This window comes from Macellibacteroides fermentans (assembly GCF_013409575.1).
GTDB classification, from domain to species: domain Bacteria; phylum Bacteroidota; class Bacteroidia; order Bacteroidales; family Tannerellaceae; genus Macellibacteroides; species Macellibacteroides fermentans.
On sequence record NZ_JACCCY010000001.1, the window covers coordinates 279,730 to 296,888 of the forward strand.

At 40.1% G+C, this 17,159-nt stretch carries 15 protein-coding genes; all 15 read right to left on the reverse strand.

Features of this window, described 5'->3' with window-relative positions; genetic code table 11:
• Positions 1–6 precede the first annotated feature (6 nt).
• On the reverse strand, positions 7–720 hold the full coding sequence (locus F5613_RS01135; protein ID WP_068185474.1) for a tetratricopeptide repeat protein: 714 nt from the start codon (positions 718–720) through the stop codon (positions 7–9).
• Between the two features lie 14 nt (positions 721–734).
• Entirely contained in the window at positions 735–1,754 is a 1,020-nt protein-coding gene (locus F5613_RS01140; protein ID WP_068185307.1) for a vWA domain-containing protein, read from the reverse strand.
• Positions 1,755–1,765: 11 nt separating this feature from the next.
• Positions 1,766–2,752 (reverse strand): vWA domain-containing protein, encoded by a 987-nt coding sequence (locus tag F5613_RS01145; protein ID WP_179398348.1) that lies wholly within the window; start codon positions 2,750–2,752, stop codon positions 1,766–1,768.
• Between the two features lies 1 nt (position 2,753).
• Positions 2,754–3,731, reverse strand: coding sequence for a hypothetical protein (locus F5613_RS01150; protein ID WP_179398349.1), 978 nt, complete (start codon positions 3,729–3,731; stop codon positions 2,754–2,756).
• Between the two features lie 8 nt (positions 3,732–3,739).
• Complete coding sequence (locus F5613_RS01155) at positions 3,740–4,609, reverse strand: DUF58 domain-containing protein (RefSeq protein ID WP_079683101.1); 870 nt, start codon at positions 4,607–4,609, stop codon at positions 3,740–3,742.
• Between the two features lie 132 nt (positions 4,610–4,741).
• Positions 4,742–5,737, reverse strand: a complete 996-nt coding sequence (locus F5613_RS01160) for an AAA family ATPase (RefSeq protein WP_068185313.1) — start codon at positions 5,735–5,737, stop codon at positions 4,742–4,744.
• A gap of 148 nt (positions 5,738–5,885) precedes the next feature.
• Positions 5,886–7,367, reverse strand: a complete 1,482-nt coding sequence (locus F5613_RS01165) for an HU family DNA-binding protein (RefSeq protein WP_179398350.1) — start codon at positions 7,365–7,367, stop codon at positions 5,886–5,888.
• Positions 7,360–7,650 (reverse strand): HU family DNA-binding protein, encoded by a 291-nt coding sequence (locus tag F5613_RS01170; RefSeq protein ID WP_179398351.1) that lies wholly within the window; start codon positions 7,648–7,650, stop codon positions 7,360–7,362. Before F5613_RS01170 ends, F5613_RS01165 begins: the two co-directional genes overlap by 8 nt.
• A gap of 81 nt (positions 7,651–7,731) precedes the next feature.
• Complete coding sequence (gene rimO / locus F5613_RS01175; protein ID WP_179398352.1) at positions 7,732–9,030, reverse strand: 30S ribosomal protein S12 methylthiotransferase RimO; 1,299 nt, start codon at positions 9,028–9,030, stop codon at positions 7,732–7,734.
• A gap of 42 nt (positions 9,031–9,072) precedes the next feature.
• Complete coding sequence (ftsY, locus tag F5613_RS01180; RefSeq protein ID WP_079683104.1) at positions 9,073–10,026, reverse strand: signal recognition particle-docking protein FtsY; 954 nt, start codon at positions 10,024–10,026, stop codon at positions 9,073–9,075.
• Positions 10,027–10,093: 67 nt separating this feature from the next.
• Positions 10,094–11,233: a carboxynorspermidine decarboxylase gene (nspC, locus tag F5613_RS01185; protein WP_079683105.1), complete on the reverse strand. Its 1,140-nt coding sequence runs from the start codon at positions 11,231–11,233 to the stop codon at positions 10,094–10,096.
• Positions 11,234–11,309: 76 nt separating this feature from the next.
• Positions 11,310–13,634: an ATP-dependent helicase gene (locus tag F5613_RS01190; RefSeq protein WP_179398353.1), complete on the reverse strand. Its 2,325-nt coding sequence runs from the start codon at positions 13,632–13,634 to the stop codon at positions 11,310–11,312.
• Between the two features lie 35 nt (positions 13,635–13,669).
• Positions 13,670–14,473: a DUF2971 domain-containing protein gene (locus F5613_RS01195; RefSeq protein ID WP_179398354.1), complete on the reverse strand. Its 804-nt coding sequence runs from the start codon at positions 14,471–14,473 to the stop codon at positions 13,670–13,672.
• Between the two features lie 487 nt (positions 14,474–14,960).
• Positions 14,961–15,728 (reverse strand): SDR family NAD(P)-dependent oxidoreductase, encoded by a 768-nt coding sequence (locus F5613_RS01200; RefSeq protein ID WP_179398355.1) that lies wholly within the window; start codon positions 15,726–15,728, stop codon positions 14,961–14,963.
• Between the two features lie 253 nt (positions 15,729–15,981).
• Positions 15,982–17,148: an IS4 family transposase gene (locus F5613_RS01205; protein ID WP_179398356.1), complete on the reverse strand. Its 1,167-nt coding sequence runs from the start codon at positions 17,146–17,148 to the stop codon at positions 15,982–15,984.
• Positions 17,149–17,159 lie beyond the last annotated feature (11 nt).

Consider the following 17,159-nt stretch of genomic DNA (forward strand, 5'->3'; position numbering starts at 1 on the left):
TAAATATTACCACTCTTTCTCTGTTCTTCTGCGCTGTTGCTGTTGCATTTGCGCCTTCTTAACCTTTTCTTGAGTATCCTTTTCATCCTGCAGGAAAGCATCAAGCATCTGCTGAGCATTGTCTTTACTCATTTGCTCATTTTGCTGTTGCTCTTCCTGAGTTTTATTTTGTTTTTTATCGTCTTGCTGTTGTTGTTGATTCTGTTGTTGATCTTCCTTGTTCTTCTGATCATCTTTTTGATCTTTGTTCTGTTGTTCTTCACTCTGATCCTGATTCTGCTGATTCTCCAGCAACTTCTGAGCAAGTGCCAGGTTATACCTGGTCTCATCATCTTTAGGATTCAAGCGCAATGATTGCCGGTATGCCTGTACACTCTTATCATATTGCTTGTTTTTCATAGAAATATTACCTAAATTATGAAAAACCTGTGCCAACTTAACCGGATCTTTCTCTTGTGCAGCTATCAGCTGATACTGCTCGGCTGCTTCGGGAAACTTACCTTGTTTATATAAAGAATTACCCAGATTATAGGTACCTTCAATCGAACGAGGATTTACCTCCAGACTCTTTCGGTAAGAAATCTCGGATTCTGTATATTTCTCTTTCTTATATAATTTATTTCCCTCGCGAACATTCTTTCGTTCTGCTTTTTGGGCAAAAGTAAAGCTTGCCCCCATCAGACATAGAGCAACTATAAATATCGGTCTCTTAATTATCATCATAACGTCCTAATTTACGAAAAAATCTTTACTTTCCTAAAAATCCTGTTCTTTCTATCAAAGATCAGCAGTTCAACGATAAGCAAAAATAAAGCTATCCATGCCACAAGCTGAAACTGTTCATCATATTCTGAATAAACTTTGCTGTCAAGCTCTGTTTTCTTCATTTTGTCGATTTCTTTCTGTAAAGCTTTCAATGCGGAATTTGTATTATCGGCTCTAACATACATACCCTTTCCTGCAGCGGCTATTTCCTGGCACATTTGCTCATTAAGCATAGTTATAACCACATTTCCGTCTTTATCCTTCATGTAATTGTTGGTTCCCTGCAATGGAATAGGACCACCTTTAGGCAAACCAATACCAACAATATTGACATGAATTCCTTTTTCTGCAGCAGCGGAAGCAGCTCCGATAGCATCATCTTCATGGTTTTCGCCATCCGTGATAAGCACAATCGTTTTATCCGAAGTTTCATTAGGAGTAAAAGAGCGTGCAGCCAGATTAATGGCAGCGCCGATTGACGTACCCTGAGCAGAAACCATGGATGGATTGATGGATGTTAAAAACATCTTGGCAGAAATGTAATCAGATGTAATGGGAAGCTGCGTAAATGCATCTCCCGCAAAAACGATCAATCCCACTTTATCATCGGTAAAACCATCTGTTAGTTTGGAAAGCATCTGCTTCGATTTTTCCAGACGATTAGGCGAAACGTCTTCAGCCAACATAGAGTTGGATACATCCAGACAAACCATTATCTCTACCCCCTGACGCTTTACAGTTTCAAGTTTCGAGCCAAACTGGGGTCCTGCTATTACAAAAATAATTGCAGCCACAGCTCCAAATATGAACCAAAACTTCAAAAACTGTCGTTTGGGTGATACTTCGGGCATCAATTGCGACAGAATTTCAGGATTTCCCAATCTCTTTATTGCCTTTCTCTTCTGCAAGTATGCATAAACATATACTGCAAGCAATACCGGGAGAATAAACAGCAAGTATAAAAACTCGGGATTTGCAAAACGAAACATAAGCCTATTATTTATGGAATATTTCTAAACAATGTATATCTCAATAAAATCTCCATCAGCAATAATGCAAATATGAGTAAGGCAAGGTCTTTATATTCTTCCTGCTTCTTGCTATATTGCTGCACGCTGATTTTTACTTTTTCCATCTGATCAATTTCAGAATAGATCGACTTTAAGCTGGCATTGTCTGTAGCCCTGAAGTATTTACCTCCTGTTGTTACGGCAATCTCGTTTAAAGTTTTCTCATCAATTTCAACTTTTACATTCTGATATTGAACACCAAAAGCTGTTTGGAAAGGATACGGAGCTTCTCCCTGGGTACCAACCCCAATCGTATAAACCCTGATACCAAAAGTTTTAGCAATCTCGGCAGCTGTTACAGGAGCTATTTCACCCATATTATTGGATCCATCGGTAAGTAATATAATTACTTTCGATTTAGCCTGACTGTCTTTGATACGGCTAACAGCATTGGCTAGCCCCAATCCTACAGCTGTACCATCTTCAATCATACCACTTTGAATATCTTTAAACAGATTAAGCAAAACCGTATGATCGGTAGTAAGCGGACATTGAGTAAAGCTTTCTCCCGAAAATACAACTAATCCAATGTTATCGTTTGGCCGGCCATTCACAAAAGCCGCCGCCACATCTTTTGCAGCTTCCAGACGGTTAGGTTTCAGGTCCTGGGCCAGCATACTACTCGATATATCCATCGCCATTACAATATCGATACCCTCAGTTGTTGTATTCTCCCAATTGTCGGTAGACTGAGGCCTTGCAAGAACAACAATAAGTAGCGCGATAACTACAACTCGCAATACAAAAGGCAGATGTCTTAAGTGTACCTTGTAAGATGTTGCTTGAGGAGCATCAAATGCCTGCGAAGAGGATATCTGAAAACTTGCCTGTTTTTTACGGAGTTTCCATATATACCATCCAATAAGCGGGATAAGCAACAACAATAAAAACAGATATGTAGGATTTGCAAATACCATTTTATTCTTTTATTTCTGTTGATTCTTTTGATTCTTCAGGAGATGCCACTTCAACTACTTTTGTTTGATTAACAAAAAGATATGCATTCATCAGACTCAATTCATTCTCATCGGGAAGCGGATGCAGCTTGGCAAACTTCACAAAATCGGCCAATTCAAGAATCTGCTTCAAACTATTATACGACGAATTGGCTTCACTTTCCAAACGGATCAGCTCCAGAATTTCTCCGGAAGTCATCTCCATTGCATTGATTCCAAAACGATTTACCATATACTTGCGCAAGGTATCTGTAAGCAAGGTGTAGTATTCTTTATTTCTACCTTGTTGCCATAGTTTCTGTTGCTTGATTTCATCCAGTTCTTTCATGGCCATCTCAAAAGGAGGAAGTTTAGGTTCTTGTTTCTTAAATGGTATGATTGACTGTCTGTTTCTGAGTCTTTTCAATATATATCCGATCAGACAAATCAGAAAGCAAGCAAACAATACTCCGTAGATGAGAAGATAATAGTCCGCCAAAACAAACGGAGGATCCCAAGTTTCCTTTATATCATTAAATTCATCCGGTTTATCAATGTTTACAGGAATGGTGGAAACCTTTAAAGCAACCTGATTCGAGTAAATCGTATCCGTCTGATCAATTACCTTAAAAGGAGGTAACAGATACAAAGACGAGTCGAATGAGGTAACCAAAATATCCTGCTTGATTAGCAACCTGTTGTTATCAATAACCGTTGTATCGGCCTTGGCAATATTCAGCACCTCCACCCCGGTCATCAGGGTATCGTTAGGTATAGGAACAATCACATTTTTACCATTATCGGTTGTAACGGTAAGATGCAATACGGTCTGTTCACCAATCAGTATAGCTGCAGAATCGATTGAAACATCAATCAGGGTCTGTTGCGCATATAGTTTTGTTCCTTGCAAGAAAGACAATACGATCGCAATAAACAAAATGCCTTTATTTATGTATCTCATTTGCATGCTTAATTACGTTTTTCAAATAGAGCGATCAACGCTTTGACATAATCTTCATCGGTACGGACAGAAACCGAGTCGACACGACATTTTTTAAATGCGTTGTTCATTTCATTTTGCCGTGTATTCCACCATTCACTAAAAGCACTACGTACTTTGGCCGACGAACTGTCTATCCAACGTTCAGCACCCGTTTCAGCATCTTTCACTTTCATCAGTCCAACCGAAGGAAGTTCAGTTTCACGCTGGTCATACACTTGAATCGCCACTACATCATGCTTTCTGTTTGCAATAGTCAGCGCATCTTTAAATCCGCCCTTATCTATAAAGTCGGAAATAAGAAAAGCCGTACAGCGTTTTTTAATTGCGTTTGTGAGGTATTTCAATACCAGGCTGATATCCGTTTTTGTATCATCAGGCTTAAAGTCGATCAATTCGCGGATGATATACAGTATATGCTTCTTTCCCTTCTGAGGCGGAATAAACTTTTCAATTTTATCCGAGAAAAACAGTACTCCGATCTTATCATTGTTCTGAATTGCCGAAAATGCGAGAGTCGCCGCTATTTCTGTAATTATTTCTTTCTTCATAACATTTACAGAACCGAAGTCCCGACTTCCGGAAACATCAATCATCAGCATAACCGTAAGTTCACGCTCTTCTTCAAACACCTTAACATAAGGACGTATATAGCGGGCCGTAACATTCCAGTCGATATCCCGGATGTCATCGCCATACTGATATTCCCGAACCTCGCTAAAAGCCATCCCCCTACCTTTGAAGGCCGAATGATATTGACCCGCAAAAATATTACGGGACAATCCGCGGGTTTTAATCTCTATCCTACGAACTTTCTTTAATAGTTCACTTGTTTCCATAGTAACCACATTCTTGGTTTAAACTAAATTTCCTCACTCACTTCCGTTATATGTCCTATGCAATGTCGCAGATGAATAACTCGGTCTCAAAACATAAAACAAATAATAGCGGAATAGACAGTTCGAAAAAAATCAAGGAACTTCTACTTTATTAAGTATTTCGCTTATAATCTCTTCTGATGTCAGGTTATTTGCCTCTGCTTCATAACTTAAACCAATACGGTGACGCATCACGTCGTGACAAACCGCACGGATATCTTCGGGGATAACATATCCTCTTCGTTTAATAAATGCGTATGCACGAGCCGCCAACGCCAGGTTGATGGATGCACGGGGAGATGCACCGAATGATATCATATTGGATAGATTTGCCAAGCCATGTTCCTGAGGGAAACGGGTTGCAAATACGATATCAACAATGTATCGTTCTATTTTTTCGTCCAGGTAAACATCGCGAACCACTTTACGTGCCTCAATGATTTCCTGTTTAGTAAGAACCGGTTTGATTTCATTCTTTATACCGGAGATATTCTGACGGATAATTAGTTTCTCTTCTTCCTTTTTGGGGTAATTAATGACCACCTTAAGCATAAAACGGTCAACCTGAGCTTCAGGAAGCGGATAGGTTCCTTCTTGTTCGATGGGGTTCTGGGTAGCCATCACCAAGAATGGTTCCGGTAATTTGAATGTATGCTCACTGATTGTAACCTGACGTTCCTGCATAGCCTCAAGCAGAGCACTCTGCACCTTTGCCGGAGCACGGTTTATTTCATCTGCCAGAACAAAGTTCGCAAAAACAGGACCTTGCTTAACGTGAAAATCTTCGTTCTTCTGACTGTAAATCATGGTACCCACAACGTCTGCAGGCAACAAATCGGGTGTAAACTGAATACGGCTATATTTGGCATCAATCAACGAAGCCAGGGTTTTTATGGCCAGGGTTTTTGCCAAACCGGGAACACCTTCCAAAAGGATGTGTCCATCCGAAAGCAGACCAATCATTAATGATTCAACTAAATGCTTCTGACCTACGATCACCTGATCCATTCCCATGGTAATCATGTTCACAAACGAACTTTTGCTTTCAATTCGCTCATTCAACTCACGAATGTCTACTGTCTGACTCATAGAATTATTTGATTATATTGTTTGTTATTCTTTTTCTTTTTAAAACGCAGCACAAAAATAGAAATGTTAAAACCGTATTCCTTACTTTACCAGTTAAATAATGCTAACCAAAGCAACTCTTATGGCATAAGTTTATTAAAATAGTTTATCACTCCTTTAAAATCTCAGTTTGAAGCGCTGCGGCCTTCCGAATGGACTGCTCGTCATTCGCATCAATATTATATGTTTCGGGCACCGGGATATGTATCTTAGTCCCGATAGCAACGCTGTTTGGGTTGGGTATAGATTCCTTATTGGCAAGATAAAGATATACCCAGAAGATTTTATGTCCGTAATACTTCAACGAGATCAAAGTGAGTCTGTCTCCCGTTTGAATTACGACCGTATCCATGTATTTTGTTTTTACTTGCTCCGTTTGCATAGTACCCTGAGGTTCCGAAACCACCTCCGGCACAGAATCCTTCTCATTTGAAGGAATAGAATCAGACTCATCGAAAACAGAATCTGTCGGGGCGGGCGTTTCAGTCGGTATCGCTGAAACACTTTCAATCATAATTGGCACTGCATTTCTCACCTCAAGAGATTGGAAATAAAAAAACAGGGCAACAGAAGCTGTCACAAGCAATCCGCCAACAATGATATAGAAAAAAGTTTTAGTTGCAGTATGGCCGTGTTTACGTCTCTTTTTAGGTTTTGCTTCTGGAGCGACAAATGCTACCGGATCTTTTGCTGAAAGAGAAGCCAGTTTAGCCCGTATTATTTCTTCTCTGTTTTCGGTCTGCTCTTTTTCTTTATCCGGACTGTCAACCTGTGAGCTTGATTCAAGTTCGGGCATCAACTCATTTGCCTGCGAGTCTGGGATAGTATCAACTACTTCAGATGCAAGATCTGCTTCCGGAGACTCATCTATCTCTTCTGAGAGAGTCTCATCCATGTTTATCGAATCTTCAACTTCAATAGTATCTTCTTCTTTGAGGTTTTCCATTTCTATAGTTTCTTCATTATAAGGCTCTGAAACTTCCTCCGGAGAATCATCTGAAACCGGAGAATCTACCGTCTCAATTTGTCCATTCGGCTGTTTATCGACAGTCAAAGCTTCTTCCGGGGAATGAATTTCCGGCAAGTCCTCCGGATCAGCAAGCTCTTCGGTCATTTCTTTGTCCAGGAGACCGTTAATCCTGCTTTCAGTCACAGAAGACTTCGGTAAAGACAAATCCTCTCCATCTTCATTCGCATCCGATTCTAAATCAGAATCTACATCGTCTTCATCTGAGTCGTCAGCCATTTCCATATCCTGGAACGAAGCTGCATCTCCAATTTCAGTTGTCTCAAAAATAGAAAACGGACGATTAACCAATTCCTTTAATTCGTTATCAGGTAAAAATGAACACTTATAATGAGCCGGAATCAAAATACGTTCACCTGTATTTACATGAATACTTTCACGATCCTCCACCAATACAATTTTAAAGGTACCCAATCCTTTTACCTTCACCATTTTGTCTGAAAGCAGCCCTTCAGATACAACCGTAATAAATTCGCGTATAAAACGTTCGGTTTCATACACGTCTTTACCACTTTTGACAGATAACAACGTGGCTAATTCCTGTATAGTCAACTTGTTATTCATTATCTGCCATCTCCTTTAATTTAGCTTTAAGGATTGTTGCCGGTTTAAACACGGCTACAAGCTTCGGAGGAACCAGGTAACGCTTCCCGTTGGCCGGATTTACAGAAATCCGGTCAGACTTTTTCTTCACCTCAAAATGTCCGAAATCTGGAAGAGTTACAATATCATTTTCAATTAAATGAGTCCCAACAATCGAACAAAAAGAATCAAGCATATCAGCAACCTCCTGGGACTTCATACCCAAGCGGTCGGACAATTCGGAAATCAACTCTTTGTTTTTCATATCAGTATCTTCATTAAATCAGAATACGTGCTATTTTACTTATTCTTTGCAAATGCACAAAAGATAGTTGATTGATAAAAATCAATCAACTATCTTTCCGTATAAATCAAAAGCCTGAGAATCTGTAATTTCAACAAAATACATTTCTCCTACTTTAAGTTCTTTTTCTTTGGAAATAAGAATTTCCGGATCCACTTCAGGCGAATCAAACTGCGATCGTCCCACATAGAAATCGGGTTCTTCCCTATCAACAATCACTTTAAGAATCTTTCCTACTTTAGATTCGTTCAACTCCGTAGAGATCCGCTCCTGAATCCGCATGATATAATCCATTCTTTCCTGTTTCGTTTCCTGAGGGATTACATCTTCAAAATGGTTATAGGAATAGGTGTCCGCTTCATGACTATATGTAAAAGCACCCATACGCTCAAAACGCATCTCTTTTACAAATGCGACCAACTCTTCGAAATCCTGATCAGTTTCACCCGGGTGACCAACCATCAGGGTAGTACGCACATGAATACCCGGAACCTCTTTACGTATACGTTCAAGGAGTTCGTATGTCTGCTCTTTTGTAATATTCCTACGCATATTCTTCAGCATATTATCGCTGATATGCTGTAATGCTATATCAAGGTATTTACATACATTATCACGTTCGCGCATTACACGTAACAAATCGTAGGGGAAATGAGCCGGATAGGCATAATGAAGTCGTATCCACTCAACGCCCGGTATATCTGAAATCCGTTCAATTAATTCGGGTAAAGCCATACGTTTATATAAATCCAACCCATAATAGGTAAGATCCTGCGCAATAACCTGGAATTCCTTTACGCCCCTTTTTACAAGCAATTTTACTTCTGCTTCAATATCCTCAATCGGTCTGGAATGATACTTACCGGTAATAATAGGAATAGAGCAATAAGAACAAGTGCGATCACAACCTTCGCCAATTTTCAAATACGCATAATGTTTGGGGGTAGTAAGCATACGGTCGTCCGACAATTCATTGTGATAGGCTTTGCCTAAATCAGACAACACCTCTTTCCAGTTGAATTTGCCGTAAAACTTATCCACCTCGGGTAATTCCCGTTTAAGGTCGTCCAGGAAGCGTTCGGTAAGGCATCCCATAGCTATCAGCTTGCCAATTTTACCATTCTTTTTGGCTTCTGCCAGTTGAAGAATCATATTAATGGATTCCTCCTGTGCATCACCAATAAAACCGCAGGTGTTAACCACTACGATTTCGCCGTTTATCTTTTTCGGATCGTGCTCCACAGTATACCCATTCGCCTTGAACTGACGCATTAACTGCTCAGAATCAACCAGGTTTTTGGAACACCCCAATGTAATAATATCAACTTTATTTTTTCTCATATATAAAAATGGAGAAAGAAGAGCTAGCCCTTCTTTGTATATTTATTCTCCGAATAATGAATTTACAAACTCTTTTCTCTGAAATACCTGAAGATCTTCCATACCTTCACCCAGCCCGATATATTTTACGGGTATTCGGAAGTGATCTGATATACCTATAACCACTCCCCCTTTAGCCGTTCCGTCCAATTTAGTGATCGCAAGCGCATTTACTTCCGTAGCAGCCGTAAACTGCTTAGCTTGTTCAAAAGCATTCTGTCCGGTCGATCCATCTAAAACCAGCAGAATTTCGTGTGGAGCATCCGGAACAACCTTCTTCATCACATTTTTTATTTTGGTAAGCTCGTTCATCAGGTTTATCTTGTTATGGAGACGGCCAGCAGTATCAATAATAACCACATCCGCATCATTGGCAACAGCCGAATTCAAGGTATCGTAAGCAACCGAAGCCGGATCAGAGCCCATCTTCTGTTTTATCACAGACACCCCTACCCGTTCGCCCCAGATTACCAACTGCTCTACCGCTGCAGCACGGAAGGTATCAGCAGCTCCCAGATACACTTTTTTACCTGCTTTTTTAAATTGATAAGCAAGTTTGCCAATTGTAGTGGTTTTACCCACGCCATTCACACCTACAACCATAATTACATACGGCTTCTTATCATCCGGAGTTGTAAATCCCTCCGTATCTTCTGTATTGTTTTCGGTAAGCAGACTGGCTATCTCATCACGCAGAATGGCCGTAAGCTCTTGCGTATTTACAAATTTATCTGAGGCCACCCTCTTCTCGATGCGGGAAATAATTTTAAGTGTAGTATCCACTCCAACGTCCGAAGTGATAAGTACCTCCTCCAGATTATCCAATACTTCATCGTCTACCTTGCTCTTGCCGGCAATTGCCCGGGCAATCTTGGTAAATACATTTTCTTTTGTCTTCGATAATCCCTTATCTAATGTCTCTTTTTTTTCTTTACTGAAAAAGCTGAAAATACCCATACTTTATATTGCTAGTTTATACCACTCTAATTATTGCGCTAAAGTACAAAAAATATTGTTTAGAACATTAACTCATTCTGTTTTTGTAATCTTCGTAGCCAAACGATCTGTAAAGTACAAGCTCGTCCTCTTTGCTCCACAAGGCCAATGAAGGGTGTGGAATACCATTGAACATAGATGTTTTAACAATCGTATAATGAATCATATCTTCAAAAATGACTTTATCACCCACTTCAAGCGGTTTGTCGAAAGACCAGTCTCCCATATAATCGCCACTCAGGCAGCTGTTTCCTCCAATCCGGTAGGTAGGTTTACCTTCCACGGCGTCCGTAGCATTCCGTATAGCCGGTTTGTAAGGCATTTCAAGGCAGTCGGGCATATGACAGGTGAATGATGCATCAATAATCGCTGTTTTAATACCTTTATTCTCCACGATATCCACCACTGTAGTAAGTAAAAAACCGGTTTGCCAGGCAAAAGCACTTCCTGGCTCCATAATTATTTCCAGATTTGGATATTTAGTTTTAAATGCACGAAGTACAGAAACCAGGTGAGCCGTATCGTAATCTTTTCGGGTCATCAGATGACCTCCTCCCATATTCAGCCATTTAACCTGAGAAAGAAGCGTCCCGAATTTTTTATCAACCTCCTGCAAAGTCCTTTCAAGATCATACGAAGAAGATTCGCACAAGGTATGAAAATGTAACCCTTCCACTCCTTCCGGCAAAGTTTCGCCCAATAAATCACGTACGATCCCCATACGTGAACCTGGAGCGCACGGATTATACAAATCGGTCTCCACATCCGAAAATTCCGGATTAATACGTAGGCCGCATGAAATGCCACGTCCATCAGCCTTCACCAGCGGATAAAAACGGTCAAACTGAGAAAGAGAGTTGAAAGTGATGTGACTACTATACTTCAGAATAGCCGGAAAATCAGCCTCGGTATACGCAGGAGAATAGGTGTGCGCCGGGCTACCCATCTCTTCGAAAGCCAATTGCGCTTCAAATTTTGAACTGGCAGTGGAATATGGAATGTATTCCCGCACAATCGGAAACGATTTCCACAAAGCAAAAGCTTTAAAGGCAAGAATAATATTTACTCCCGCTTCCTCCTTCACTCTTTTTATTAAGGCAAGGTTATTGCGTAACAATTTTTCCTCCATTACGTAGCAAGGAGATGGAATCGCATTTAAATCTATCATACTTAAATCAATATTATCATAATTCAGGCTGCAAAGGTAATTAAAAAAACCCTAAATCACCTGCTACATCTTATATCTAAACAAGTGTAAGTTTTGCAAACTTAAGAAGCAACTGTTTTTGTCCGAAGTTATCAAATAAAACGGTTGCTTTCTGATTGGCATCTGTCCCTTCAATCTGAAGAATTTCACCCTCACCAAATCGCTCGTGACGCACCCTGCAGCCCGGTTGTAAATTACTATTCAATGCCGAAACATTCCCGCCGGAAGTAGCCGCATCATTTATTTTAGTAAGGTGTGAAACACGTTGTTGTGCAGCAGCTGTAACAGGCGAACTGAATACATCCTCTGCTTTCGTCTGATTACGGAATGAGGATAGAGCTGCCGACTGATACTCAGCTCGTTTTGATTGGAAAGTATCTTCAGTTGAAGCAACTGACGGAATATCCAAAAATTCGGCATCAATATCTTTCAGAAACCTGCTGGGCGAACAAATAGAACTCTGTCCGTTACGGAAACGGCTTTTGGCATACGTGAGCAGACAATTTTCTTCGGCGCGGGTAATAGCTACATAAAACAGGCGACGTTCCTCCTCGATAGCCCGAAGACTATCCTTAGCCATAAGCGAAGGGAAAAGATCCTCTTCCAGTCCAACTACGATTACATTTTTAAACTCCAACCCTTTAGCCGCATGAACAGTCATCATCGTCACCTTGTTGGCATTTTCATTTTTGTCGTTATCCTGATCAGTCAGCAGTGAAACCTCCGACAGGAAATCGGCCAGCTTAACCGATTCGGCCCCCTCTTCCAATTTTAGTTCGGCAAACTCCGAAATACCTTTAATCAACTCCTGTAAGTTCTCCTGTTTACTGATCCCCTCCACGGAGCGGTCCTGAAAAAGAGAACCCACAATACCCGTTTCCTTTACAACAACAGCAGCCAACTCCTCTACAGAAAGTTGATCATTTTTAAGCATAAAACTCTCAAGAAGTTCCCTGAATGCGTTCAGTTTGTTAGCTGTACCACTGTTGACCGGTAACTTGTAGGCAGCCGGATCCTGCAATACAGTCCACAAACTCACTTCATTATCGGATGCAGCAGCAATCAACTTATTTACAGTCGTTTCACCGATTCCTCTGGTTGGATAATTTATAATACGCTTCAGGGCCTCTTCATCGTGCGGATTAACAATCACCCTGAAATAAGAAATAATATCCTTTATCTCCTTCCTCTGATAAAAAGACAAGCCTCCGTATATCTTATACGGAATGTTTCGTTTACGCAATGCCTCCTCCAGGATACGGCTTTGTGCATTCGTCCGATACAGAATGGCAAAGTCAGAATAGGTATAGTGCGTTCCAGCCATACGCATCTCGGCAATCTTTCCAGCCACCACATATCCCTCTTCATAATCCGAATACGAAGAGATTACACGAATCTTCTCTCCTACGCTATTTTCAGAATAAACCGTTTTATGAATCTGCTCTTTATTTTTATGGATTAAGCTATTGGCCGCATTTACAATAGATTGCGTAGAGCGATAATTCCGTTCAAGCTTAAATATTTTGCATCCCGGATACACATTCTTAAACTGAAGAATATTGTCAATATTAGCACCCCTGAAAGAATAGATACTTTGCGCATCATCTCCAACTACACAGATACGCTGATGTAGTTCGCTTAAGCGCTGTACAATTAAATGCTGGGCAAAATTGGTATCCTGATATTCATCCACTAAAATATACCGAAAGAATCGTCTGTATTTTTCCAACACCTCCGGAAAATCCCGAAACAAAATATTGGTCTGCAGCAACAAATCATCAAAATCCATCGCTCCGGCCTGTTTACAACGAGCCTGATATCGCTTGTAAATCTCCGCAATCAAAGGCATCTTCGAATGTTGATCGGCCTCAATCAGCTCCTTGCTTTGTTCGTAGGCCTTAACCGTAATCAACGAATTCTTAGCATTTGAGATCCTGCTCTGAACTGTACCGATCCGATATACCTTATCGTCCAGCTGCATCTCTTTCATGATAGATTTAAGCAGACTCTTCGAATCGGCCGAATCATAGATGGTAAAAGCAGAAGGATACCCCAGATAAGAGGCTTCGCTTCTTAAAATACGCGAAAATATGGAGTGAAACGTGCCCATCCACAGTCGGCGAGCCTGTTGTTCACCCACAATAGAGGCGATACGCTCCTTCATTTCACGGGCAGCTTTATTTGTAAATGTAAGGGCCAGAATAGATTGAGGGGGAAAACCCTGATGAAGCAGATAGGCGATTTTATAGGTAAGCACCCTCGTTTTTCCTGAACCGGCACCTGCAATAACAAGCGAAGGTCCCTCGGAATAGGTAACCGCTTGAAGCTGACTTTCGTTTAATTGACTTAGATACTCTTCCACTGAATTAAATTAAATGAATATGATGATAAGATAGCTTATTGCAAAGCCGATTTACGAATTTCTATCAATTCGGGATCAAAGCCCTCTTTTTCCAAAAGACCAAGTATTCCGCTAATGATCAATTCAAAGTGCTCATTCGTGCGGATACAGATACTTTTAAGCACAGAAGATGGCAATTTCAATATTTCAATTGGTTCTATTAAGCCATTTTTGAACACATAATCAGCCTCCTGCGGAGAGACAAAGGATGCAATCCGCCACTCCTTTTCATCCGACAGAGTCGGATCTTTCAGCTCAAGACATGCATTGTACATCATTGAGAAAAATTTTGTTCGCACACTGAAGCGGCTGTGCTCCTCGTCAAAATCGAAAGTATCATATTCACTTTCAAATTGTTTGACAAATACATCCATCACTGCCGCGTCATCGTATTTACACTTAAGCAGAAATTTATTATTATTCATACAGTATTCCACTAAGGCTTTATAATCCAATCCTATAGCCACCTGTACGGCACTTTTCCCGGCTGTTTTCCACCAAGGCATTGAATCCTGACACTCGGTAAGCGGATAGATATACATCTCTTGTTCGGGGCCGACCAACATCCTGCGGTCATTTCTAAAAAAAGGAACCTCCACCTTGCTTGATTCAGCGGGAATTTGATGATTTAACTCATACATTCCTATCGCCTTCCTCAATATAGATAAGCCATAAGGTTCTCCGGATGCATCCTTAGAATACATATAATTGGATAGCTCCATGCCTAGAAAGCCGCTTTCTCCAGCTCCGCTAAGCATTTTAAAAAAAGACTCCAATGTCGTATAATGATATAATTCCATGCTGTAAATTTCTTTTGAACCACAAATATAGCTATTGTGGAAGAAAACAAGGCAATTTAAAATAATAAAGCCGGTCTTATCACTAGGACCGGCTTATTATAAATATTGAAAACCCCTAATCCTACCCTCGCGAACAAGATTCAGGTAAATTATATAGAATAAATCTGCAATTAAAATAAACAGCAGACCATACTCCAGTTAAATAATAAAGAATGTTCTATTACACACTTAAACATGGATTCATTGATATAAGTTTGAAAATATGCTATATAACAGCTCTGCATTAAAATATCGGCAATTAAAAGAATTTTACTTGTAACCTTTAAAACAATAAAAAAGCCCGACTCTCACGAGCCGGACTTCTGTCTGCTTAAAATTTGAAATTTATTTCAAATTGCAAATATAATAATTTATTTATTATAAATAACTATCTTTTCCATTTATATTAAAAGCTCAATTTACTTAGTCTTATTTGTATAAACCAATACTATCGAACAGCTCTGTAAGTTACATTTGAAGTAGCCTGATTTGTTGCAAGAACCAATATTTCTGCCACCTGAACATGAGCAGGCGCCGAAGCCGCAAAATAAACAGATTCGGCAACATCACTTCCTGATAAAGGTTTAATCCCTTTATAGAAATTATCTGCCGCCTCCTTATCACCTCTGTAACGTACCACCGAAAAGTTTGTCTCAACCAATCCGGGCTTAATATTCGTAACCCGCAAAGGAGTATCGACTAAATCCTGTCTAAGGCCATCGGACAAAGTCTTAACCGCAGCTTTAGTTGCACAGTAGACACTTCCCCCCGGATAAGCCGCATCACCGGCAATGGAACCGATATTTATAATATGCCCCACACCCCGTTGAACCATACCGGGGGTGACCAGCCTTGTTATATTCAGCAATCCTTTTATGTTGGTATCAATCACGATATCCCACTCTTCCAATACACCTTCAAACTCCTTATCAAAACCAATCACAAGTCCGGCATTGTTTACCAGAACATCAATCGACTTCCATTTTCCCTCCAACGATTCGATCTCCACTTTTGCTCTTTCCCGATCGCGCACATCAAAAGGTAACAACAACACCTCAATTCCAAAATCAGCTTCCAGCTCAACCTTTAACTCATTTAGTTTATCCTGGTTACGACCATTCAATATCAAGTTTGCTCCCTCTGAAGCAAACTTGCGTGCACAACCCTCACCAATGCCACTTGTAGCTCCGGTAATGAAAATTATTTTATCCTTCATTGTTCGTTTAATTTAAAATGCCCGAAAGGTAAGGAAGAATTAAAAGGCAACCAAACTAACACCTATAAAAAAAGAGAGCCCGACTCTCCCGAGCAAGACTCCCGCCTGTTTAATTATTTAAAAAATTCACTTTACAAAACTACTAAAATATTCGAAATTAAATGTATAATAGCAGTAATTAAGTCCATTTTTTGCTTAGTTAACACTTTAAATTAACATATAACATCACTAGTGTCCCATTAAAAATAGGACGTTATTTATAATTAAATAAATTTGGCCCATTTGGTCCAAATCGTTCTTTGTCATTTTGAAATTTAGTTTTATCAAAGAGGTCTCGAAGAAGAGTTTTATCAGTCAATGAAATGCTTAATATTTGAAGAACTTCGTATGTACTTCTATCCAGTTGCATATCGTGTTGAACGATTGCCACCAGGCAGTATGTACATATGGCTGAATAGATTTGAACCCGGACAGCGTTTTCGGTAGTACCCCAAAACTTCTTGATTTTGAGGTGCTGCTTCAGCCATTTGAAGAACAACTCTACTTGCCAGCGGTTCTTGTAAAGTTCAGCCACCTGAAGAGCAGAAATGTGCATCGCATTGGTTAGAAATACAAACTCTCGTTTTTGTTCTTCATCCCAGTATCTTACAAGCCGGAACTGCTCGGGATAGTATTGCTTGGGATAAAAACCAATCAATTCGATTGTCACATCTGAAAGTACATTCTTGGGGAGTCTGCGTTTCCATTTGATGGATTTGTATTGCAGGTTTTTCTTTGCCCTGACAACGAAGAATGCGTCAATCTGATGAACCTTATACAACATCTTAAAATTGTTATAAGCCCGGTCAAAGATGTAGTAAGAACCAGATTCATAAGGGATTTCTTTCATTGTCTTTGAATCGTGTACTGCCGCTTCAGTGATATGAATGAATGCAGGTATCTGTGTTTCCACATCGTATAGTGTATGTACTTTGATACCACCTTTTTTCTTGCGGAATTTTGCCCACCAGAATACGGCCAGGCACAAATCAATGGTTGTCGAATCGAAGGCATAGATGTTCCCTCCAAGTTTAAAGATTTCCGTGGCTCGCTTTTGTCTTGCTTCGTTTATCAGGTAGTAGGCATACTCTTCAAAGATGTGATAGTCTCTATCTTGATTGGCTCTTGACAGAGATGATCTTGATACATTCCTTCCTATTCCTAAATGATAACATTTAGAGTGATGGGCATCAAGAGCGATAATCAAATCTCTCAAACTTTCACGATTGGAGAGTTGCCCGAACATCAAAGAAAGTAGTTGATTCCAGCAAGTGAAATGCTTGATGTAACGATTCCCTTGGAACTTGTTGACAATACGTCGGAATTTATCTTCATTCAGAAATGAGATCAACTGGGCAAACACATATTTCTCTTTATTCATTGCAGCCTTTA